The sequence below is a fragment of the Nocardia sp. NPDC041819 genome (assembly GCF_055590505.1).
In genome coordinates this window covers 117250-138387 of record NZ_JBVJAP010000008.1, presented here as the reverse complement: position 1 = coordinate 138387, position 21138 = coordinate 117250, and the positions used below count along the sequence as shown (strand labels likewise).

Sequence of the window (21138 nt, the reverse complement as noted above, 5' to 3'; positions counted from 1 at the left end):
ATGGGCGAATCGCTCCGCTCGCGCCGTGCGGATCACGGGGAAAGCATGGGGCGATGTCGCCGGATTATCGAGATTCACCAGCGGCGGGGGTTCGGCGCTCGCCTGGTGTCGGCGATTCCGGCCGCGTGTAAGTCCGTGCGATGAGCGCGGCGCGTAATCGGTACAGCACGTGCGGAACGGCGGTGTCCAGGCCGGTGAGGCGGCCGATGCGCTTGAGACGATGGTCCACGGTGTTCGGGTGCAGATACATCGTCCGGGAGGTCCGCCTGCGGTTGAAGTCGTTGCGGATGTGCTCGCGCAGGGTGTCGAACAGCTCGGGATGGCCCTCCAGCGGGTCGAGCAGCGCCGCCAGCCGATCGCGTCCCGGCCCCGGCCGGGTGAGCTGGTATTCGAGGGCCAGATCCTCGAAACGGTACAGACCCGGCGGGTTCCGCAGGCGCCGGACCATGTCGAGCAGTTCGTGTGCCTGGTCGGCGGCGCCGGGGACCAGGTCGGGCTCGGCGGTCATGGCGGCGGCGGTGAGCGGGGCGGGTACCGCCGTGGCCAGCGCGGCGACCAAGGCGTCGAGTTCGTTCGCGGCGACCAGCGACTCCGGTACCAGAATCGTCCCGCCGATCGCGCTGAGCACGGCGGGCACATGCCCGCCGCAGTGCACGGCGAGGCAGATCTGCATGCGCTGCCGGATGCTGTAGCCGTCGCCGGGGCGTCGGCCGGGACGTTCCTCGGTGGGCCGGTCGACCGCCACGGCGAGCACGGTGTATCGGTCGGCGACCGGAATGCCGTACTCGCGGTAGACCTTCGCGGGGTGGTGTCCTCTGAGCAGTGCGACGGCGACGGCATGCGGAGCGGTCTGCTCGGCGGCGGGCGCGACGGACAGGTAGGCGAGCGATACGGTCGTGGTCACCGCGTGCAGCGCGTCGAAGAGCCCGCGGATGTCGTCGTGCCGCACGGTCTGCGCGTACCGCAGGTGGTCGTCGAGATAGAGGCGGAATCCCTCGTGGACGAGATGCTGGACGGTGTCCATCGGAATTCCCACCCCGGCCCACCGGGTGGCGGCCTCGAAGATGCGGACCGTGCGCGCCGGTCGCTCGGGATCGACGGACGCGACCAGATCGAGGCAGTGCGTGACGGTGGCGCGGATCTCCTCGCACAGCAGGTTCCCGCGCTCCACGTGCCGCCGGGGAATGATGCCGAGCAGGTGCCGCACGATGTGCTCGGTAGCCGGGACGAGCTCGGCGGACGCCGCGGCGGTGCTGCGTGGGGATGGCATGCCGCTGCTCAGACTCCGCCTCCGCCGCGGGCCGCCCGTAGCTCGGGCGTGCGGTCGCGGTGTGGATGTCGGACCAGGTCCGTGCATTGCGTCTTCGCGTACATTCGTACTTCCCATCCGGTCCGCGCGAATTTCAAATCTCTTGATACAGAACGAAATCGGCGGGCCGCAGTCTCGGTCCTCGAAATCTAGCCGCGGGCGGTGCGGATCGTCACTGCACGGGCCGACGAAGTGCTCGCCCGCTAGGTTGTTGCCGATGACAAGTCCGCGCGCACGACAGATCCGCCGCCATGGGGGGAAGGAGGTTCGAGTGCACGATGTACCGGTGATCGTCGTGATGGGGGTGTCGGGTTCGGGAAAGACGACGGTCGGCTCCCGCCTGGCCGACGCACTCGGGGTCGAGTACGCCGAAGGCGACGACTTCCACCCGCGCGCGAACGTCGCGAAAATGGCGGCGGGGGCGCCGTTGGACGATGCCGACCGCGCACCCTGGCTCGACGCCTTGGCCGCCTGGATGGCCGAGCGATCCGGCAGGGGCGGCGTCGTCACGTGCTCGGCTCTCAAACGGATCTACCGCGACCGGCTGCGCGCCTCCGCCCCCGAGGCGTTCTTCCTGCATCTGAGCGTGCCGCGCGCCGAACTCGAGCGGCGGGTGACCGGACGTCGCGGGCATTTCATGCCGCCGAGCCTGCTCGATTCCCAGCTGGCCACCCTGGAGCCGCTCGGTCCCGACGAGAACGGCGGCACCATCGATGCGGCACGCCCGCCCGAGGAGGTGGTCCGGCAAGCCGTGGCGGCGCTGGACAGGTGAGCCGCGCGTCGAGTTCGCCCGCTAGAGGCCGCCGAGATCCGACAAAACCTCGAAAGCGAGATCGAGGCCGCGCCACAACGTGTCGATCTCGGCGGTCACGACGGGTGCCGCGGCCGGATCCTGCATGGCCAATCCGTTCGAGAGAATGACGACGTTGGCGCCCGCGTCGGCCAGGCGGAGCAAGGGGCCGGTCGCCACCCCGCGACCGACTACCAGGTCCAAGCCCTCGCCGACGAAGTAGAAGCGCCACAGCGGGCCGAGGTCGCCGCCGTAGACCGCTTTGGTCGCGTCGACGATCAGCGCACCGTGCTGGGCGATCGCGTCGACGATGCGGAAATAGTCGCCCGCGTTGGCGGCGGTGCTGCCGACCGCGGCGACGGAATAGGACAGGTCGACGCTCAGATGCGCGTTGTACCCGGCCATCGCCACGCGCGCGGGGGACAGCTCGCAGCGGCTGGTCAAGGCGAAATAGTGGGCCCAGTGCGGGTCGACGGGTGCGCCGGTGAATTCGGCGTGCACTGTGCGCAGGAAGCGCGACAGGAGTTCGAGACTGATCCGATGCGCCCACTCCGGGTCGTCGAACGACGCGGGGTCGCGCTGTAGCGGCAGGACGGCGGCCCGTTCGACCGCGTCGAGCCCGAGGGCGAACACCCCGCGCGGATCGCGGTGGGCGACCAGGATCTCCGTGATCCGCCGGTGCCGGTCGACGGCTTCCTCCAATTGCCGCAGCCCGGAACCGGTCAGCGTGCCGGTGTCGGACAGTTCCGCGATAGCGGCCGTCTCGGCAGGCGCCAGCGGTGTGCCGCAGGCCGTGGCCGCCGGTGCGGCGGAGGCGATCGCCGGACCGAGCGAAATCGTGAGGATCAGCGCCGTCACGGCCGCGGTCAGCGCTGAGAAAAGCTGCCGCGCAGCAGTACTCGGCGTGCGCGCGAAGATGTTCGGCATACTGGCTCCAGGGTCGTGAATCGCGATTCCGCGCCGGGACGGCCGAAGTGGATGAATTCGGCGATGCGGCACGCGGTAGGTGGCGCAGGGCGGGATCGAAGCCTATCCGAGCCGATCGCGTCGCGCAGCGCGGCGTCAGTGCGACGCGAAGCAGGAGCCGGAAGGCGCGCCCGGCAGGCAGATCTCGGCGATGGCGGAGACGAGCAGCCACGCGCCGATCAGCAGTGAACCCACGGCTATCGCGCCGAACACGAACACCCACAGCAGGCCGGGCAGCCGGGTGAGCCTGGCGAGTTGATCGGCGTCGGAGTCGACCTCGTGATAGCGGGCGCGCTGCTGCCGGGAACGCCCCCGCTGTAACTCGAGCACCGGCCGCGCCCCGGCGAACAGCAGGAACCACGCGCCCAGATACGCGAAACCCGCTTGCAGCGTGTCGGTGCCGAACCAGGAGACGACGAAGACCGCCGCACCGAGTCCGAGCACGGTGATACCGCCGTAGATATTCCTGATCTTGATCAGGAGCGCGGCGAGCAGGACGATGGCGGTCCACAGCATCAGCGTGATCCGGCTGGCGCCGAGCAGGGCGGCGAACCCGAGACCGAGCAGCGGCGGCGCGGGGTAACCCGCCATCGTGGTGAGGATCATCCCGAGGCCGTAGGGTTTTCCGCTCGACACCGTGAGTCCCGAGGTGTCCGAATGCAATCGGATGCTGTTGAGCTTGCGGCCGGTGAGCAGCGCGACCAGGGCGTGCCCGCCTTCGTGCGCGATGGTGACGATATTGCGGGTGAGCCGCCAGATCGGGGTGTAACCCACCAGCACGAGTGCCGCCACCGCGGCCGCCACCACCAGCCACCACGGCGGTTGCGCTTGCGTCGTCGTCAGACGATCGGCGATGGAGGCGCCGCGCTCGAAGAATTCCGCTCTGTCCACCGCCGCACCTTAACCGCCCGCGTACGACCGCGCTCGTGGCATGCGTTCCTTGCTGGGACGCACCGGCGGACGCGGCCATCACGGCCATGTCCTCTGGTATCAGAGGGTGGGCAGGCTCGTGCCCGGCCGCGGAACTCGGGTCAGCTGGTTCTCGTGAGGATCCCGGTCATATCCCCCGCCACGCCCTGTGTTCGGTAGGAAATAGTCCCGTCTGGCCGCAGTTCCAGATGGGAGGACGCGCCTTCGTCGTTACATCCACCGGGATTCTGAGTGAGTGCGGCCCTCAATGTGACGCTTTCCGCTGTGAAAGCGGTGAGTGTCTCGGCGCGACCGCACTTCAAGCCGATGATTCGGCCGGTATTGGTCGATTCTCCGACTTGTTCACCTACGTCGCCCGGATTGAGTGTCAGGATGATGTCGTAGCTGCCGAGAAGATCTTTCGCCACACCTTTCCACTCGCCGAGAAACGCATTCGGAACGCTGGTAGCGGAGGGACTACTGCTGGTCGTGGTCGTATCGTCGGTCTGCGTGGCGGTAACCGTGGAAGGTTCGCCGGTGGCTTGGGTGGTCTGCGCGATCGAATCGTTCGAATCGTCGTTCCGTAGCTGTGCGCCGACCACGAACGCCGCGACGGCGACGGCACCGCAGACGACGAGCGCGCCCGCGACGAGCAGGGCGCGGCCGGGGCGGCGCGGATGAGGCTCGGCGGCGACCGCATCGAACCGGGGCGAACTCTGGTGTGCGGGTGGGTAGGTGTGGTGTCCGGTGTACGTGGGAGACGCCTGCGGCGGGCCTGGATGCCGCAGGTGCGTGGGCGCCGATCGCCCGGGGTCGCTGTGCGGGTGCGCAGGTGAAGCCGAATGGATCATGGTGTCGGCGGTGCGCGCGGGATGCGGGGGTGCGGGAAGGTCCGGGCGGTCGAACGGCCCGGAGTCGAGGTTCAGCAGCTCCACTGCGCGGTGGCTGACCTCCTCGAGCACCGGGGCGGGCAGCCAGCCGCCGCGCTCGGGGATGCCGAGAGCGGTGAGCTGGGTGAGCAACTGGTCCGGCGTAGGGCGGGCCGCGGCGTCCTTGGTCAGGCAGGCCGACACCAGCGGGCGCAGACGCTGCGGGACGTCGTCGAGCTGCGGCTCCTCGTACACCACCCGCCACAGCATCTGCACGGTGTCGCCGACGCCGAACGGTCCGTGGCCGGTCGCCGCGAACACCAGGATCCCGCCGAGGGCGAAGACGTCCGCGGGCGGGCCGACCGGGTCGCCGGTCACCTGCTCCGGGCACATGAATCCCGGAGAGCCGATGACCTTTCCGGTGGTGGTGAGCTGACTGTCGTCGACGGCGCGGGCGATGCCGAAGTCGATCACCTTGGGACCGTCGAGAGCCAGGAGGACATTGGACGGCTTGAGGTCGCGGTGCACCACCCCGGCGCCGTGGACCGCCGTCAATGCCTCGATCAGCCCGTGCGCCAGCACGAGCAGCGCGTGCTCGGTGAACGGCCCGTACCGGTCGACCGCGTCGGCCAGCGAGAACCCGGCCACGTAACCGGTGGCCAGCCACGGCGGATCGGCGTCCACGTCGGCGTCGAGCACCGGCGCGGTGAACCGTCCGCCGACCCGGCGCGCCGCCGCGACCTCCCGCCGGAAGCGCGTGCGGAACTCCGCGTCGATCATGTCGGGGCGGATGACCTTGACCGCGACGGTGCGCCCGCCCGCGTTCCGTCCGAGGTAGACGCGGCCCATGCCCCCGACGCCCAGGACGCCGAGCAGGCGATAGTCCCCGATCCTGGCCGGATCGTTCATGCCGAGCGGTTGCATCGCGCAGCTGGTTCCCTTCTCATGGCGTACGACCATCCGAGAGGCTACTCACCGGGCACTCTCGTGTTCGCGCAGCGCCTGTCCCCGCTAACCGGCCATGCTGGGCGCGGGCGCGGGTTGGTCCCGCCGCGCCCGTCTGGCCAGCAGATATGCCGCGAGCGCCGCGGGAATGTTCATCAGAACGCCGTAGACCGCGCCGGGCACGGCCATGGTCTCGTTGTCCAGGACGGAAGCGGCGACGGCGATCGCGAGGGCCGCGTTGTGCACGCCGATCTCCATGGCCGAGGCGATGGCCTGATCGGTTTCCACTCGCGCGAGCCGGGGCACGAAGTAGCCGACGGCCAGGCTGATCACGGCGAAGGACAGGCAGATCGCGGACAGCTTTCCGATGTGCTCCGACAACGTGTCCAGATTCGAGCCCACTCCGGCCGCGATCACCAGCGCGAGTACCACGACGGAAAGGATCTTGACCGCACCGCGCATCCGGCGCGACCATTCCGGGAACCGCCGGTGCACCGCCATGCCGATCGCGACGGGCACGAGCACGATGGCGAAGACCTGAGCGAATTTGTCCGGCCGCAGCCCGACCGAGCCCGCACCGTCCAGGAACAAGGCGTAGGACAGCGCCACCACCACCGGCATGGTGAACACCGCGAGCACCGAATTGATCGCGGTGAGTGTGATGTTCAGCGCCACGTTGCCCCCGGCGATGTGACTGAACAGGTTCGCCGACGCTCCGCCCGGCGACGCGGCGAGCAGCAGCATGCCCGCGGCCAGCGCGCCGTCGAGTCCGAACAGGCGGATCAGGCCCAGGCACACCGCGGGCAGCAGGACCATCTGGCACACCAGCGCGATCACCGCCGCTCTCGGATAGCGCAGCACGCGCGCGAAATCGTCGGTCGTCAGCGTCAATCCGAGCCCGAACATCACCAAGGCCAGTGCCAGCGGCAGCAACACCGCGAAAATCGTTGCACCCATGGAGGTCTCCTCTCCGCCGAGCGGCCGAGCCGGCCGATCCCGGGGACCGACGTTATCGACTCGCGGCGAAGGTGGCCAGCCCCGGTCAGGCGGTGACCGTCACACCCAGGGCCGCCGACTCTCGTGCCTTCGTCAGCAGGCGCAGCGTCGTGACGGCGTCGCGCGGGTCGACGGGTACCGGCGCGCCGTCGAGGAGCGCGGCGGCCATGGCGGAGTAGAACGCCGGGTATGCGCCGGGCGCGGTAGGCACCGGGACGGTATCGGGTTCCGCGCCGAGTACGCCCCAGCGGTCGGCATCGACTGTGCCCCAAGGCGAATCGTCATCCGGGCGGCGTCCGGACCGCAGCGCGTCCTCCTGCGGGTCCAGTCCGTAGGTGACATACCCGGCTTCCGACCCGAGCACCCGGAAGCGCGGTCCGAGGTGCGGGGCGACGGCGCTCATCCACAGGTGGGAGCGGACACCGCCGGTGTGGGTCAGCGCGACGAACGCGTCGTCGTCGGTGGTGATCCCTTCGCGCCGCCGGTCCAGCTCGCAGTACACCGAAGCTACCGGGCCGAACAAGGTCACGGCTTGGTCCACCAGGTGGCTGCCGAGGTCGAGCAGGATGCCCGCGCCCTCCTCGTCCGTGCCGACCTCCCGCCAGCCGCCCTTCGGCACCGGACGCCACCGCTCGAACCGCGACTCGAACCGCCGCACCCGGCCCAGCTTCCCGGTCTCGACCAGTTCGCGCACCGTCCGGAAGTCGCCGTCCCAGCGCCGGTTCTGGAAGACCGACAGCGCCAGGCCGGAGCGTTCCGCGCGCGCGACGAGGTCCTCGGCGTCGTCTGCCGAGACCGCGAACGGCTTGTCGACCACCACCGGCAACCCGGCCTCGAGGGCTTGCCGGGCCAGCGGCGCGTGGGTGCGGTTGGGCGTCGCGATCACGACCAGATCGATTTCGCCCGGTGTGGCGAACAATTCCTCGGCGTGCGGCGCCACGCGCACACCGGGGTGCTCGGCGCGTGCGCGTTCGGCCCGTTCGGCCGAGGAGGTGACCACCGCCGCGACTCGCATCCGAGGCTCCGCCGCGATCAGCGGAGCGTGGAAGACCGACCCGGCCAAGCCGTAGCCGAGCACGGCGACGTCGAGGATGCTCATGCCCCGACGCTACCGCGCCGGTCGCTGCGCCCGGCGGCGCCACCTGCGCGCCGGTCCGCCGAGTGAGAGCGCCTCCGATCGGCGTGGACCAGCCCACTGATCCCATGTGGTCCTCGGGTCGCCGTGCGAGGTCGGCGGCTTCGATCCACGCTGTTCAGACGTCGGGACCGTACCGGTACCCAGCCCGCTCAGCGCCGCGATGCGGCGGAGTACTCCTGTTCGGGCCGTCCCGTGGTGCCGTAGCGCAAGCTCATGCGCACCGTGCCGCTCGCCACGAGCCCGGCCAGGTAGCGCTGGGCAGTGGCCCGGGAGACGCCGATGGCTGTGGCGACCTCCCCTGCGGACAGGGGCGTGTCGGCAGCGAGAATCGCTTGCAGCACCGCGCCTTTGGTGGGCGAGGACGCGGCAGCCGACGGGCTGGCGGAGGCCGCGGGACGCAGTGCGTGCAGCGCGGCGGACACCCGGGCGTTGTCGACCTGCGGTGCCGCGAGAATGCGCCGGTACCGGGCATAGGCGGCCAGCCGGGCGGCCAGGTCGGTATGCGGAAACGGCTTGACGAGGTAGGCCAGCGCGCCCGCCGCGATGGCGGCTCGCACGGCCTCGCTCTCCGTCGACGCGGTGAGCATCATCGCGTCGCAGCGGATCTCGCGGACGAAATCGATGCCGGATCCGTCCGGCAGATAGACGTCCACCAGCGCCAGGTCGATCGGCTCCGCCGCGACCAGTTCCCGCGCGGACGCGAGGGTGTTGGCGGTGCCCGCCACCGTGAAACCCGGTATGGACCGCACGATTCCGGCATGCAGGTTCGCCACCCGGAAGTCGTCGTCGACGACGAGGACGGTCAAGGTCGGCGCGGCCATGGCACCTCGCTTTCCACGAGCACACCGGGGACGCGGGCGATGAACTCCGCGCCGGTGAGCGGCGGCGGGCCGCCGCCGGGACTCGACAGGCGCACGTCGCCGCCGTGGGCGCGGGCGATCTGGCGGATCAGGGCGAGGCCGACACCGCGCCCGCCGGGTACGCCGCGGTCGTCGCGGGTAGAGACCCCTTCGGTGAACAGCGTGTCCACCAGGCCGGGCGCGACGCCGTCGCCGGTGTCGGCGACGGCGATGTGCAACGTCGAATCCTCCTGCACCAGTTCGACTTCCACCTGCCGCACCGCCCGGTCCCCGGCGCGGACGGCCTCCATGGCGTTGTCCAGCAGGTTGCCGAGCACGGTCGTCACGTCCACCGGATCGGTGAGACTGCCCTCGACCCAGGTGTTGGGGCCGAGTACGAGTTCGACGCCGTTCTCCCTGGCGTGCGCGGCCTTTGCGGCCAGGAATGCCTGCAGGTACGCGTCGTGGATGGCGTCGATGCCCGGTGTCGCCGGGCCGAGCGGGCCCGCACCGATCAGTTCGTCGACCGACCGCGCCGCCTCCCCGACCCGCCCGCCGTGCAGCAGTCCGCTGATCAGGTGCATCTTGTTGGAGAACTCGTGGCGCTGCGCGCGCAGCACCGTGCTCATCGACTGCACCGCGTCCAGTTGCCGGGTCAGCGATTCCACGTCGGTGCGGTCGCGCACGGTGAGCACCGCGCCGAGATCGCGCCCGTCCCGGACCACCCGGCGCGCGGAGACGATCACGATGTTCGCGCCGACCGTCGCCGAGGCGGGCTGCTCGTCGAGGTCGCGAAAGACTTCCAGCACGCGGGGCGTCAGCCCGAGTTCGTCCACCGGACGCCCGATGTCCGGCGCGACACCGAGCAGCCTGCGTGCCTCGTCGTTGACGAAGGTGGTGCGCCACGACGCGTCGACCGCGAGCACGCCGCCGCCGATACCGTGCAGCACCGCGGCTTGGCCGCGGACCAGTTCGGCCAGCTCGTCCGGTTCCAGCCCGAGCGTGAGCCCCCGCCACCGGCGGGCGAGCAGGATCGATCCGGCGATGCCGACCGCGAGCGCCACCGCGACCAGCGCGCCCGCGGTGCGCAGGTCGCCGAGCAGTTGATCGTGCACCGCGTCGGTGGCGATGCCGACGCTGACCGCGCCGACCACACGATCGGAACCGGGAGCGAGCACCGGGACCTTCGCGCGCACCGAGTCGCCGAGCGTGCCGCGTTCCTCGGTGATCGACTCGCGGCCCGCGAGCGCCTCGGACGGATCGGTGCTGACGTGCTCGGCGAGCCGTCCGGCGTCCGGATGCGCGAGGCGGATGCCCGCGTCATCGGTGATCACGACGAACAGCGCACCGTTGCGCTGCGTCGCGTCCACCGCGAGCCGCTCGAGCGGACCGGCGGCCAGCTCCCGGCGCACGGCGGGATCGTCGGCGACCGCCCCCGGCGCGTACCTCCCCACCTCGGCGCGCACCACCGGATCGGCGGCGACGGTGCGCGCGACGGCCAGCGCGCGCTGGCCGTAGGCGTCGCGCAGCCGCTGGTCGCTGAGGTAGCCGAACACCGCGAACGCGACACCGAGGGTCAGCGCGACGACCAGGATCTGCGACAGCAGAACCTGGGTCCGCAATCGCACGGCCCGCGCGCCCTCAGTGGCCATGGGCGCAGCATAGGCGCGAATTACCGCGCACGGGGAGCGTGAGCAGAATGCGCAAAAACTGCGAATCCCGCGTTTGTGGCGCTTGTGCGCACAAGCTCGGGGGTGTGACCGGGGACACGTACGTTCGCCCTACCCGATCTCGCAGGAGTAGGAAGCAATGACGCAATCACTCATCGAGCTGCGGAGCGCGACCAAGCGCTTCCCCGGCACCGGCGGTGGCATCCACACCGCCGTGCGCAATCTGAACCTCACGGTGCGACCCGGCGAATTCGTCGCCGTCGTCGGCCCGACCGGATGCGGCAAGTCCACCACGTTGTCGCTGGTGTCCGGGCTGGAACCGGCCTCGGCCGGCCGGACGCTGGTGCGCGGCGAGGACGTCGACGGCATCCCGGACGGCATCGGCTACATGTTCCAGCAGGACGCGGTGCTGCCGTGGAAGAGCGTGCTGGACAACGTCGCGCTCGGCCCGCGCCTGCGCGGCGCGTCGAAAGCCGAGGCGCGCGCGAAGGCGTCGGGATGGGTGCGCAAGGTGGGCCTGGCCGGATTCGAGAGCTACTACCCCCACCAGCTGTCCGGCGGCATGCGCAAGCGCGTGGCGCTGGCGCAGACGCTGGTCAACGAGCCGGAGATCCTGCTGATGGACGAGCCGTTCAGCGCGCTGGACGTGCAGACCCGCCAGCTCATGCAGGACGAACTGCTGCGGGTCTGGGCGGGCACCAACGCGGCGGTCATCTTCGTCACGCACGATCTGGAGGAGGCGATCGTGCTGGCCGACCGGGTGGTCGTGATGACCGCGAGCCCGGCCACCGTCTGCGGGGACTTCCCCGTCGGCTTGGCGCGGCCGCGCAGTGTCGAGGAAGTTCGGCTGACGACCGAGTTCCGCGACATCTACCAGGAGATCTGGCAGACGCTGCGCGATCAGGTCGAGGCCGCCCGCGCGAAGGGAGCCTCCCGTGTCGCATGACGTGCTGGCGGCCGACGCCGCCGCGCCGGTGGTGGAGAACGAGACCGAAGAGCAGATCCTGGCCAGGGTGCGCACCACCGGGCGGCGCGCACGGATCCGCACCTGGAGCCTGCGCGCCGCGCTGGTGGCGCTGTGGCTGGGCGCGTGGGAACTCACCGCCACGGTGTGGATCGATCCCTTCTTCTACTCCAAGCCGTCGCTGATCTGGGCGCGGTTGGTGGAATGGTTCACCGAGGGAACTCAATTCGGCTCGATCTGGCTGCAGATCTACACCACCGTGCAGGAAGCCGTGCTCGGTTTCGTGATCGGCACGGTGGCCGGCGTCGTGCTGGGCGTGCTGCTCGGCCGCAGCCGGTACTGGGCCGAAGTGCTCGCGCCGTTCATCAAGGCGCTCAACGCCGTTCCGCGCATCGTGCTGGCCTCGCTGTTCATCATCTGGTTCGGGCTCGGCCTGAGCTCAAAGGTCGCCACCGTGGTGGTGCTGGTGTTCTTCGCGGTGTTCTTCAACGCGTTCACCGGGGCGCGCGAGGTCGACGGCAACGTGATCAACAATGCCCGCATTCTCGGCGCGAGCCGCAGGCAAGTGCTGGTGTCGATCGTCCTGCCCAGCGCGACCACCTGGATCCTGTCCAGCCTGCACACCGCCTTCGGCTTCGCGCTGATCGGCGCGGTCGTGGGTGAATACGCCGGTGCCAGCAAGGGTTTGGGACTGTTGATCAGCAACGCGCAAGGCACGTTCGACTCGGCGGGCATCTACGCGGGCATGATCGTCATCACGGTGATCGCGTTGATCGCCGAGTGGGGGATCGGCATGGCGGAGAACCGGTTGCTGAAGTGGCGGCCCTCGCAAGCGACCTCGAACCACGGGATCTGATCATGAGGTATCGCAAGCAGCTGGCGCTCGTGGCCGTCGCGATCGCGGCACTGCTGACCGTCACCGGATGCCGGGACTCGCGCACCATTCCGATGGCCGACGGGCGGCCGCAGATCACCATCATGGTGGGTGGCCTGGAGAAGGTGATCTATCTGCCCGCCATGCTCACCCAGCGACTCGGCTTCTTCGAGCGCAACGACATCGACGTGAGATTGCTCGGCGAGCAGTCCGGCGCCACGGCCGAGACCGCGCTGCTCACCGGCGATGTGCAGGGGGTGGTCGGGTTCTACGACCACACCATCGACCTGCAGGCCAAGGACCAGTGCATCCGCTCGGTGGTGCAGATGTCCGATGTGCCGGGCGAGGTGGAGCTGGTGTCGAAGGCGGACACGGACATCACCTCGGTCGCCGACCTGCGCGGCAGGAAGCTGGGCGTGACCTCGCTCGGTTCCTCGACCGACTTCCTCACCCAGGCGCTCACCGGCCAGGAGGGCATGACGACCGCCGAGTACACCCGGGTGAAAGTCGGCGCGGGACAGACCTTCATCGCGGGCATGAACCACGACGGCATCGACGCGGGCATGACCACCGATCCCACCGTGGCGCAGATGGTGAACTCCGGGGAGGCGCGGATTCTGGTCGACATGCGCACCGAGGCGGGCACCCGGGCCGCGCTCGGCGGGCTGTACCCGGCGACGTCGTTGTACATGAACTGCGCCACGATCGACGCCCACCCGGACATCGTGCGCAAGCTCGCCGCCGCGTTCGTGCAGACGCTGCAATGGATCCGGACGCACACGCCCGAGGAGATCGCCGCGAAGATGCCGCCGCAGTACGCGAGTGCGGGCAAGGACCTCTACGTCCAGTCGATCCGCGACTCCATCGGCATGTTCAACGGCGACGGCCTGATGAAACCCGAGGGCGCGCAGAACGTGCTGGACATTCTCGGCAAGTACTCGAAGAACGTGCGTCCCGTGCGCGATCGCATCGACCTGTCGGAGACCTACACCACGCAGTTCGTGGAGGAGGCGTTGCGCGCGCCGCGCCAGTAGGCCGGTGAGCACCGCCGAGCCGCCCGAGATCCAGCTGCTCTCGGGCGGCTCGGCCGGTCGGTGCTCGAAGACGCTCACCTCACCGGGTTCGGTTTCGAGCGCCTGCCGGTCGAAGGTGAGCAGCGCGAGGAAGTACAACCCGCCCCGGTAGCCGCCCGGCCTCGATGGAATTCTCGTCGGCCCGCGATCCCTTCCCACCTGGGCGATGTCACTGCTCGTTCGTGGAACCGAGTTCCGGAGCCGCTGCTGATCTTCTCAACCTTGGAGACACCGCACCATAGACCGACATGAGAGTTGGTCCCACAAGCCGGTGTACGCCACGGCGACCGAGGTGCGCGTGCGTTATCTGATCGGATTCGCCGGGCTGGCGTGCTTCCTGCTGCTGGCATGGCTGCCCAGTACCGACCGCCGCGCCGCCGTCGGAAGGCTGCCGCGGATCGCGGTCCTGTTGCTGCTGCAGATCGCGCTCGGGTTCCTGTTGCTGAAAACAGGGATCGGGGGGACCGTGATCCGGGCGGTCAGCGATACTTTCGCCCATATCCTCGGCTATGCCGCACAGGGTACGGCGTTCGTGTTCGGCGACCTGCCGAGCGTCGGCGGCAGCGGGCCGGCCTTCCTTTTCGCGGTCCTGATGCCGATCGTGCTCGTCTCCGCGCTCATCGGGATCTTGCAGCACCTGCGGGTGCTGCCGTTCATTATCAAGTACCTCGGTCTGCTGCTGGCATGGGTGAGCGGCTTCGGCAAGATCGAATCGTTCAACGCGGTCGCCTCCGCCATCCTCGGTCAGTCCGAGGTGTTCATCTCGCTGCGCGCCATGCTCGACGACATCCCGTCGCAGCGGATGTACACCCTGGCGGCCTCGGCGATGTCGACGGTCTCGGCGGGCATCCTCGGCGCCTACATGCAGCTGATCGACCCGAAGTACGTGATCGCGGCCATCGTGCTGAACATGCTTGGCGCTTTCGTGGTGTGCTCGCTGATCAACCCCTACGCGGTCACCGCCGCCGACGACGCGCGGCTGCTCGGCGAGGAGATCTCCGACAGCCGCAAGGCGCAATCGTTCTTCGAGATGCTCACCGAATACATCTTGGTGGGTTTCAAGGTGGCCTTCACCGTCGCGGCCATGCTGATCGGATTCATCGCTCTGCTGGCGATGATCAACGGAATCTTCGCCGCCCTGTTCCACGGCACCACGTTCCAGGATCTGATGGGGCATATCTTCGCCCCCGCCGCCTGGCTGACCGGCATCCCGTGGGACGAGGCGGCGGCCGCGGGCCGGTTCATGGGCACCAAGCTGGTGTCCAACGAGGTGGTCGCCATGCAGGAGTTGAACCGGCAACACGGGGGACTGTCCGACCGCACCGTCGCGATCGTGTCCACCTACCTGGTGTCGTTCGCGAACTTCTCCACCATCGCCATCGTCACGGGCGCGGTCCGCAGCCTCAGCGAGAAACAGGGCAGCGTCATCGCCCGCAACGGCCTCCGCCTGCTCTACGGCGCCACCTTGGTCAGCTTCCTGTCCGCCACCATCGTCGGTCTGCTGAGTTAGTATCGCAACGGAAGTCGCCGATTGCGTCACTGGTGACGTTTTCCCTTCAGCGGCAACGACTTCGGCTCCGGCGAACCGGGCCGATCATTTCGTCGCTCGATGAGCTCGATACCGGTGAATTCACCGAGCCGCGCGCTGGTCTTGCCCTCCGAAACCTGACGCACAATATCTCGGAATTGCCATAAAACGGTTCTGGACCCGGGTGCGGTATCCTCGATGGTGCGTGCGTAAACAGGGTCGAGCAATCGAATTTCATGCGCTTTGGGCAGATTCCAATACGGAATCATCGGCGAGAGATGGTGGTCCAGGTGGTATCCCTCGTTGTGTATACCCAGGAAATGGTAGGAGATCGGCCCCAACGCGCGATGGCGAGTGGTATGTAGATCTATGCTGTTATTTCCTATCAGGGGGAAATGTTCCAGCAATGCCATGTACCAGTTGATCAGTGGGAATACAAACAGCAGCGGGATGATCCAGTACAGCAGGAATTGGGTTCCGTAACCGGTCGTCGAGCAGAGCAGGCCCAGCGTTGCCAGATAGCACACCACTGCCAACCCGGGGCGGACCTCGTCCCGGGTTCCGGAGAGTCTCAACTCCTTCACGATGGCCGACGTCTCCCGGCCCAGGAGCGGCATCACCATGTGGCGCCATACGAACTCGGCGCCGGATTGCGGCTTGTACAAGCCCGCGGTGATATGTGCCCGAAAATCCGGATCTGTGCGCACATCGCCGAAACTGCCGTGATGATCGCGGATGTGGCTCCGCCGGAACGCGTCGAACGGTTGCAGGATCACATACCCCGAGAACCATGTTCCCAAAAACCTGTTGACGCGCTCGTTTGCGGCCAGCGTCCCGTGCACGGCCTCATGAACCAGTGTCGCGAGCGCGCGCTGCCGGGTTGCGATGGCAGTCAGTCCCACGGTGAGATAAACGAGCCACCATATCCACCCTGATAGCTGCTCGCACACGATGACAACAGCCGCGATGACCGCCCAGTCGCCGATCAACGCCAACGGCCCGTGCCAATTGTCGAGCTGCCGGAGTTTTTTGATCTCATTGTTGATGTCGGGGGCGAACCTGTAGCGAGGTACTCGACCAGGAAGTGGAGCGATGCCATCGCTTTGCCGTTCCTCGGGCAACACTGCATCCTTGCTGCGGCTTCCCGCCGCTGACGAATCCGCTGCCGATCGGTCGTACACGACCGGATCGGCGCGTGAGGTGAAAGGGTGCGGGAGTCCTCGATGCCGCGGCGATGTGGGCGGTGACTCGGTGCCGCCGGAGAGGGTCCCGGTACTGATCACCGATCAGACCACCTTCGATGCCGAGTCGCGTGACGGAGCCACATCGAGGGTCTGTCCTGTCGTCGGTGTACTCGTCTCCATTCTGGGTGATTCGTCGACTGGCGGGTGGCGAACAAGCGTCGGTCGAAGACCCGCGGAGCCCTCGATCCTCTTGGCGCGCTTGCTTGTTCGAAAATGGTTCTCCATCCTACCCTCGAGCGCGGGTTCCACGACCGGCTTCGTCATCCGCGCCCCAGCCTGCCCACGCCGACCGGGATCACTCGCAGTCATCCCCGCGAGCCGCCCGACCCACCGGAGAATCCGGAGTCACGATCATGGGGTCGGCTGGTGCCTGACACGCGGGACCGGCAGGGGTGGGCTCGAGAGAAGCGTGGCATCGCCCTACTGCGTCGCCGGCTGCCGCCATGTCCGGCGATTGCACGACATCGGCTTGGCCGACAGCGCGGAGGGCGACCGGATGCTCGAGATCGACGGCGCCGATCGCGCCGCGCGATTCCTCGCGGACAACGGCGTCACCGACGCCGGGCTGGACACGATCTGGGACGTCATCGCCGCGCACAACCTCGGGTTCACCGGCTCACCGGTCCGGCGCGGCCGCGGGCCGCCGAAACGTGGAGCCCCGTGGACGGCATCGGCGTGGACGGCGGCGGTTCTGCTGCCGACCTGCCGCCCGGCTACACCGACCTGGTGCACGCCGCCTATCCGCGGCTGGGCGGCAGCCGCGGATAGGCGCGGCGATCGAAGCCCGGGCGGTGGCGAACCCGCGGAAAGTGCCGCCCGCAAGCCTGGCTCGGGCGATCCCGCGGCAGCGCCATCCCGAACTCCCTACGCTCACCTGGGACGCGATCGTGGCGATGGGCGGGTGGGGCGACCGACGATTCAGGCGTTGGCTTCCTCGGCCGCCCGCAGTTCGGCCTTCCATTCCCGGAAGCCTTCCTCGGTGCGGCCGCGGCGCCAATACCCGGAGATCGACGCCGCCCACTCGGCGGGAACGCCTCGATCCCTGCGGACGTAGCGCCGCAGATCCTTCATGACCGCCTCGGCCTCGCCGTGGATGAACACCTGAACCTGCCCGGGCGCCCACGACGCGGCACGGACGGTTTCGGCGAGCACTTCGCCAGGGGACCGGACGCCGCGGTGCAGCCAGGTGAGTTCGATGCCGTCCGGCTTCTTCAGCGGGAGTTCGTCGTCGGGACCGGCGACCTCGACGAACACCAGGCCGGTCGCTTCGGCGGGCATCGCCTCGAGCGCGGCGGCGATGGCGGGCAGCGCCGCCTCGTCACCCGCCAGCAGATGCCAGTCGGCGTCCGGGCGCGGGGAGTAGGCGCCGCCCGGGCCGTACAGGTCGATGGTGTCGCCGGGCTCGACCGCGGCTGCCCAGGGTCCCGCGAGGCCCTCCGCGCCGTGGTAGACGAAATCCACCGCGATCTCCCCGGCGACGGTGTCCACCGATCGGACGGTGTAGGTGCGCAACACCTCGTTGCCGTCCTGCGGGAAGATGAACTTCACATACGAGTCGGTGAACTCGCTGGGCCGGAACGCGGCGAAGCCGGGGCCGCCGAGGTGCACCCGGATCAGGTGCGGGGTCAGCCATTCCGTGCGTTGCACCGTGAGGGTGGTGCGGGGACGTGCCAAGAGAACCTCCGATAAATATTATTAGGATTGCCTTACTTACCCTACCCTACCCGTGTTCGGCTCAGGGTGCGGCCAACCGCTGACGGCGCGCCGCGCGGGCGAAAGGATGATGCCCATGACGCAGTCCGTGCCGACACCGACCCACGCCGTGCAACAGCGCTACCGCGATCCCCGACCGGTCGAACCCGCGCAGTGGAATCAGGTCCTGCGAGTGCTGCACGAACATCGCTCGGTGCGCCGCTACCTGTCCGACCCGGTGCCCGATGCCACGCTGCGACTGCTGATCTCCGCGGCGCAGTCCGCGCCGACCTCGTCGAATCTCCAGGTCTGGAGCGTCATCGCGGTGCGCGACCCGCAGCGCAAGGCACGCTTGGCCGCGCTCGCGGGCGACCAGGCCCACATCGTGCAGGCGCCGGTACTGCTGGTCTGGACGGCCGACTTCGCCCGCCTGCGTCAGCTCGCCGAAGACCGGAGCGCGCCGCTGGAGGGCGCGGACTACCTCGAGTCGAGCTACGTCGGCTTCATCGACGCCGCGCTGGCGGCGCAGAACGCGGTCGTGGCGGCGGAATCGCTCGGACTCGGCACCGTCTACATCGGCGCGCTGCGCAACAAGCCGGAAGAAGTCGCCGCCGAGCTGGGCCTGCCGCCGCAGGTCTTCGCCGCCTTCGGCTTGGTGGTCGGCCACCCCGACCCCGCCGAGGACGCGCGGGTGAAACCGCGTCTTCCGCAGGAAGCCGTTCTGCACCGGGAAACCTACGATCTGGCCGCGCAGCGGTCGCACGTAGCCGAGTACGAGACCCGGATCGCGGAATTCTATGCCGAGCAACAGCTCGCGCATTCCTGGACCGAGCGTGTGCTGGCCCGGCTGGCCTCGGCGGCGGCGCTCAACGGCAGGCACCGGCTGCGCGAATCGCTGAACAACCACGGCTTCCGGTTGCACTGACCCGCCTCACGCCGCGACCTTCTCGGTGAGCAGTTCGAACGATCGGGCGCGGTCGTCGATGTCGTAGACCAGCGTGTTGATCATCAGCTCGTCGGCCCTCGTGCGCTCGAGCAGGTCCGCGAGCTGGCCGCGCACCGTCTCCGGCGAGCCGAGTACCTGCCCGGCCCGGCGCTGCCGGATGAACGCGCGCTCGTGCTCCGACGGGCGGAACGCGGCCGCTTCCTCCGGCGTGGCCAGCGCCTGCGGCGTGCCGCGCACCAGGTTCAGGAAAGCCAGGTCGCGCGGACCGGCGAGGGCATCGGCGCGCTCGTCGGTTTCCGCGCAGATCGCCGCGACCGCCACCATCGCGTACGGGCGCTCCAGCTGCTCCGACGGCCGGAAATGCTCTCGGTAGAGCGCGAGCGCGGGCTCGGTGTTGTCGGGGCTGATGTGGTGCGCGAAGGCGAACGGGAGCCCGAGCGCCGCGGCGACCTGGGCGCTGTAGCCGCTGGAACCCAGCAGCCAGATCTCCGGTTCCTCGCCGCGACCCGGCGTCGCGGCGATGCCGCCGGGATCGGCGCCGCGGAAGTAGCCCAGCAATGCGGCCAGTTCCTGGGGGAACGATTCCGCCGACAGTCCGTCCGCGGTCCGTCGCAGCGCGCGGGCGGTCGCCTGATCGGTGCCGGGCGCGCGTCCGATGCCGAGGTCGATCCGCCCGGGATGCAGCGCGTGCAGGGTGCCGAACTGCTCGGCGACCACGAGCGGCGCGTGATTGGGCAGCATCACCCCGCCGGAGCCGACCCGGATGGTCGAAGTGGCGGCGGCCAGGTGGGCCAGCAGCACGCTCGGCGCCGAGCTGGCGATGCCGGGCATGTTGTGGTGTTCGGCGACCCAGAAGCGGTGGTAGCCCAAAGCTTCGGTGCGCCTGGCCAATTCGGTGGTCGCGTCCAGCCCCTCACGGACGGTGCGGCCGGACTGCACCGGCGCCAGATCCAGTACGGACAGCGGGACGTCGATCATGGGTCTCCTCCACAGTGGCGATCTCCACTGCCAACGCCGCCCGTCCCCGGTGTATTTCGCCCGACTCGCCTCAGCCGCGTGCGATCGCGCGGAACACCTCGATGGTCTCCTGCTCGTCCTGGGTGGTGCCGTGGTCGCTGAGCTTGACGATGACGGTGCCGCTGGGCGGGTCCACGTAGACGTACTGGCCGTACACGCCGACGGCGGTGAGGTCGGCGCCGTCCCCGCCGGTCGGGTGCCACCATTGCGCGCTGTAGGGCCAGATGCCCACCTGGTGCGGTGCCGGCGTGCGGATGCGGTCGATCCAGGCGGGCGGCACGATCTGCGCGTCGCCTGCCCGTCCGCCGTCCAGCACCAGCCGGCCGATCTTGGCGAAATCGCGGGCGGTCGCGTTCAGGCAGCAGAACGCTTTCTCCTGGCCTCCGGAGCGATCGAGGTTCCACAGCGCGTCGTCCTCGGCGCCCATCGGCCCCCAGATGTCGCGCTCCAGCAATTCGGCCAGCGGCAGGCCTTCGACCCGCGCCAGCGCCATGCCCAGCAATTGGGTGTCCACGCTGCGGTACTCGCCCGCGCTACCGGGAGGGAACCGCAGTCCGTGGTGGTCGCGGACGAATCCGGCCAGATCCTCGGTGAGGTACATCCGGGCGGTGCCCGTCAGCGGCAGATACTTGTTGTAGTTCTCCGATACGTCCACCCCGGAGGCCATGTCCAGCAGGTCGCGGATGGTGACGCTGTCGTACTCGCCGCCGGTGGTCAGCTCGGGCAGGATCCGCACCAAGCGGTCGTCCTCGGTGAGTTTCCCCGCCGCGACGGCTCGGCCGGTCAGCAGCGACACGATGGACTTCACCACCGACCACGAGGACTGGCGGGTGGTCGCGGTGAAGCCGTCGCGATACCACTCGTGTGTCACAGCGCCGTCGCGCAGGACGAGGAATGAATTGGTGTGCGTGGTGCCGAGGAAATCGGCGATCGAGAGGTGCGAGCCCTTCCAGGGCACCTGGTCGGGCAGCGGCCGCGGTGCTTTCGGGAGGGGACGCGGGGCGGGGGAGGCGGCCACCGTCCGGCTCTCGAACAGCGCGCCCTGCGCCGATGGCGGGTCGGTCAGCAGACGCAGCAGTGTCGGCGGCGACGGGATGTGCAGGACCGTCGTCGTCGCGAACGCCGCGCCGACCAGGACGGCGACGATCACGAACAGGACGACGACGGCGCGCAGCGCGAAGCGGCCGGGTCGCCCGCGCCGTGGCGATGCTTCGGTCATGACGAAAGCCCATCGGTAGGAGATCCGATGATGGCACGCCCGACGGCGCTCCGGTAGATCCGCACGGCCGTGGCGGTCGGCCCGGAGACGACGCGCGCGCCGGCCGGGCGGTAGCGTGGCCCCCTGGGCCGGACCGTGCGATGATCCGAC

General features: G+C 69.1%; 18 protein-coding genes. 6 read left to right on the top strand and 12 right to left on the bottom strand.

The genetic code is table 11. The features are described 5' to 3' along the window. Window positions 1-64: 64 nt before the first annotated feature. Complete coding sequence (locus ACZ6DL_RS22995; protein WP_466054012.1) at window positions 65-1270, bottom strand: PucR family transcriptional regulator; 1206 nt, start codon at window positions 1268-1270, stop codon at window positions 65-67. 337 nt (window positions 1271-1607) lie between these two features. On the opposite strand from ACZ6DL_RS22995, the gene ACZ6DL_RS22990 reads away from it, so the two are divergent. Next, window positions 1608-2081 (top strand): gluconokinase, encoded by a 474-nt coding sequence (locus tag ACZ6DL_RS22990; protein ID WP_466054326.1) that lies wholly within the window; start codon window positions 1608-1610, stop codon window positions 2079-2081. Window positions 2082-2102: 21 nt separating this feature from the next. Here the strand turns inward: ACZ6DL_RS22990 and ACZ6DL_RS22985 are convergent, their stop codons facing one another. From ACZ6DL_RS22985 to ACZ6DL_RS22955, 7 genes are all read right to left on the bottom strand, one after another. After that, window positions 2103-3026: a DUF5995 family protein gene (locus ACZ6DL_RS22985; protein WP_466054010.1), complete on the bottom strand. Its 924-nt coding sequence runs from the start codon at window positions 3024-3026 to the stop codon at window positions 2103-2105. Between the two features lie 135 nt (window positions 3027-3161). After that, on the bottom strand, window positions 3162-3956 hold the full coding sequence (locus ACZ6DL_RS22980; protein WP_040866344.1) for a M50 family metallopeptidase: 795 nt from the start codon (window positions 3954-3956) through the stop codon (window positions 3162-3164). Between the two features lie 140 nt (window positions 3957-4096). Next, window positions 4097-5803 (bottom strand): serine/threonine-protein kinase, encoded by a 1707-nt coding sequence (locus tag ACZ6DL_RS22975; protein WP_466054008.1) that lies wholly within the window; start codon window positions 5801-5803, stop codon window positions 4097-4099. A gap of 51 nt (window positions 5804-5854) precedes the next feature. Continuing rightward, window positions 5855-6745, bottom strand: a complete 891-nt coding sequence (locus tag ACZ6DL_RS22970) for a bile acid:sodium symporter family protein (RefSeq protein ID WP_466054006.1) — start codon at window positions 6743-6745, stop codon at window positions 5855-5857. An 85-nt stretch (window positions 6746-6830) separates the two neighbouring features. Continuing rightward, on the bottom strand, window positions 6831-7883 hold the full coding sequence (locus ACZ6DL_RS22965) for a Gfo/Idh/MocA family protein (protein ID WP_466054004.1): 1053 nt from the start codon (window positions 7881-7883) through the stop codon (window positions 6831-6833). A gap of 188 nt (window positions 7884-8071) precedes the next feature. Further along, complete coding sequence (locus ACZ6DL_RS22960; RefSeq protein ID WP_466054002.1) at window positions 8072-8743, bottom strand: response regulator transcription factor; 672 nt, start codon at window positions 8741-8743, stop codon at window positions 8072-8074. Beyond that, on the bottom strand, window positions 8725-10413 hold the full coding sequence (locus ACZ6DL_RS22955) for an ATP-binding protein (protein WP_466054000.1): 1689 nt from the start codon (window positions 10411-10413) through the stop codon (window positions 8725-8727). Before ACZ6DL_RS22955 ends, ACZ6DL_RS22960 begins: the two co-directional genes overlap by 19 nt. Window positions 10414-10570: 157 nt before the next feature. On the opposite strand from ACZ6DL_RS22955, the gene ACZ6DL_RS22950 reads away from it, so the two are divergent. From ACZ6DL_RS22950 to ACZ6DL_RS22935, 4 genes are all read left to right on the top strand, one after another. Next, the gene (locus ACZ6DL_RS22950; RefSeq protein ID WP_393235962.1) at window positions 10571-11377 is read left to right on the top strand and encodes an ABC transporter ATP-binding protein; all 807 of its coding nucleotides are present in this window, start codon (window positions 10571-10573) and stop codon (window positions 11375-11377) included. Then, the gene (locus tag ACZ6DL_RS22945; RefSeq protein WP_466053997.1) at window positions 11367-12251 is read left to right on the top strand and encodes an ABC transporter permease; all 885 of its coding nucleotides are present in this window, start codon (window positions 11367-11369) and stop codon (window positions 12249-12251) included. Before ACZ6DL_RS22950 ends, ACZ6DL_RS22945 begins: the two co-directional genes overlap by 11 nt. Before the next feature lie 2 nt (window positions 12252-12253). Next, window positions 12254-13303 carry an ABC transporter substrate-binding protein gene (locus tag ACZ6DL_RS22940; RefSeq protein ID WP_466053995.1) on the top strand — a complete coding sequence of 350 codons (1050 nt, stop codon included), beginning with the start codon at window positions 12254-12256 and terminating at the stop codon, window positions 13301-13303. 337 nt (window positions 13304-13640) lie between these two features. Further along, on the top strand, window positions 13641-14852 hold the full coding sequence (locus ACZ6DL_RS22935) for a NupC/NupG family nucleoside CNT transporter (RefSeq protein WP_466053994.1): 1212 nt from the start codon (window positions 13641-13643) through the stop codon (window positions 14850-14852). Between the two features lie 26 nt (window positions 14853-14878). Here the strand turns inward: ACZ6DL_RS22935 and ACZ6DL_RS22930 are convergent, their stop codons facing one another. Continuing rightward, complete coding sequence (locus ACZ6DL_RS22930; protein WP_466053992.1) at window positions 14879-15991, bottom strand: fatty acid desaturase; 1113 nt, start codon at window positions 15989-15991, stop codon at window positions 14879-14881. A gap of 1041 nt (window positions 15992-17032) precedes the next feature. Then, the gene (locus ACZ6DL_RS22925) at window positions 17033-17788 is read right to left on the bottom strand and encodes a siderophore-interacting protein (protein WP_466053990.1); all 756 of its coding nucleotides are present in this window, start codon (window positions 17786-17788) and stop codon (window positions 17033-17035) included. A 115-nt stretch (window positions 17789-17903) separates the two neighbouring features. On the opposite strand from ACZ6DL_RS22925, the gene ACZ6DL_RS22920 reads away from it, so the two are divergent. Further along, entirely contained in the window at window positions 17904-18731 is an 828-nt protein-coding gene (locus ACZ6DL_RS22920; protein WP_466053988.1) for an NADPH-dependent oxidoreductase, read from the top strand. A 6-nt stretch (window positions 18732-18737) separates the two neighbouring features. On the opposite strand, the gene ACZ6DL_RS22915 is transcribed toward ACZ6DL_RS22920, so the two are convergent. Both ACZ6DL_RS22915 and ACZ6DL_RS22910 read right to left on the bottom strand, forming a co-directional pair. Beyond that, on the bottom strand, window positions 18738-19730 hold the full coding sequence (locus tag ACZ6DL_RS22915; protein WP_466053986.1) for an LLM class flavin-dependent oxidoreductase: 993 nt from the start codon (window positions 19728-19730) through the stop codon (window positions 18738-18740). Between the two features lie 70 nt (window positions 19731-19800). After that, window positions 19801-20988 (bottom strand): serine hydrolase domain-containing protein, encoded by a 1188-nt coding sequence (locus tag ACZ6DL_RS22910; protein WP_466053984.1) that lies wholly within the window; start codon window positions 20986-20988, stop codon window positions 19801-19803. Window positions 20989-21138: the final 150 nt, after the last annotated feature.

Bases quoted from the DNA above. Each gene is read 5' to 3' on its own strand.
- ACZ6DL_RS22985 (WP_466054010.1), bottom strand. From the start codon at position 3,026: ATGCCGAACATCTTCGCGCGCACGCCGAGTACTGCTGCGCGGCAGCTT.
- ACZ6DL_RS22960 (WP_466054002.1), bottom strand. From the start codon at position 8,743: ATGGCCGCGCCGACCTTGACCGTCCTCGTCGTCGACGACGACTTCCGG.
- ACZ6DL_RS22955 (WP_466054000.1), bottom strand. From the start codon at position 10,413: ATGGCCACTGAGGGCGCGCGGGCCGTGCGATTGCGGACCCAGGTTCTG.
- ACZ6DL_RS22995 (WP_466054012.1), bottom strand. From the start codon at position 1,270: ATGCCATCCCCACGCAGCACCGCCGCGGCGTCCGCCGAGCTCGTCCCG.
- ACZ6DL_RS22910 (WP_466053984.1), bottom strand. From the start codon at position 20,988: ATGACCGAAGCATCGCCACGGCGCGGGCGACCCGGCCGCTTCGCGCTG.
- ACZ6DL_RS22965 (WP_466054004.1), bottom strand. From the start codon at position 7,883: ATGAGCATCCTCGACGTCGCCGTGCTCGGCTACGGCTTGGCCGGGTCG.
- ACZ6DL_RS22920 (WP_466053988.1), top strand. From the start codon at position 17,904: ATGACGCAGTCCGTGCCGACACCGACCCACGCCGTGCAACAGCGCTAC.
- ACZ6DL_RS22915 (WP_466053986.1), bottom strand. From the start codon at position 19,730: ATGATCGACGTCCCGCTGTCCGTACTGGATCTGGCGCCGGTGCAGTCC.
- ACZ6DL_RS22990 (WP_466054326.1), top strand. From the start codon at position 1,608: ATGGGGGTGTCGGGTTCGGGAAAGACGACGGTCGGCTCCCGCCTGGCC.
- ACZ6DL_RS22975 (WP_466054008.1), bottom strand. From the start codon at position 5,803: ATGGTCGTACGCCATGAGAAGGGAACCAGCTGCGCGATGCAACCGCTC.
- ACZ6DL_RS22970 (WP_466054006.1), bottom strand. From the start codon at position 6,745: ATGGGTGCAACGATTTTCGCGGTGTTGCTGCCGCTGGCACTGGCCTTG.
- ACZ6DL_RS22940 (WP_466053995.1), top strand. From the start codon at position 12,254: ATGAGGTATCGCAAGCAGCTGGCGCTCGTGGCCGTCGCGATCGCGGCA.
- ACZ6DL_RS22950 (WP_393235962.1), top strand. From the start codon at position 10,571: ATGACGCAATCACTCATCGAGCTGCGGAGCGCGACCAAGCGCTTCCCC.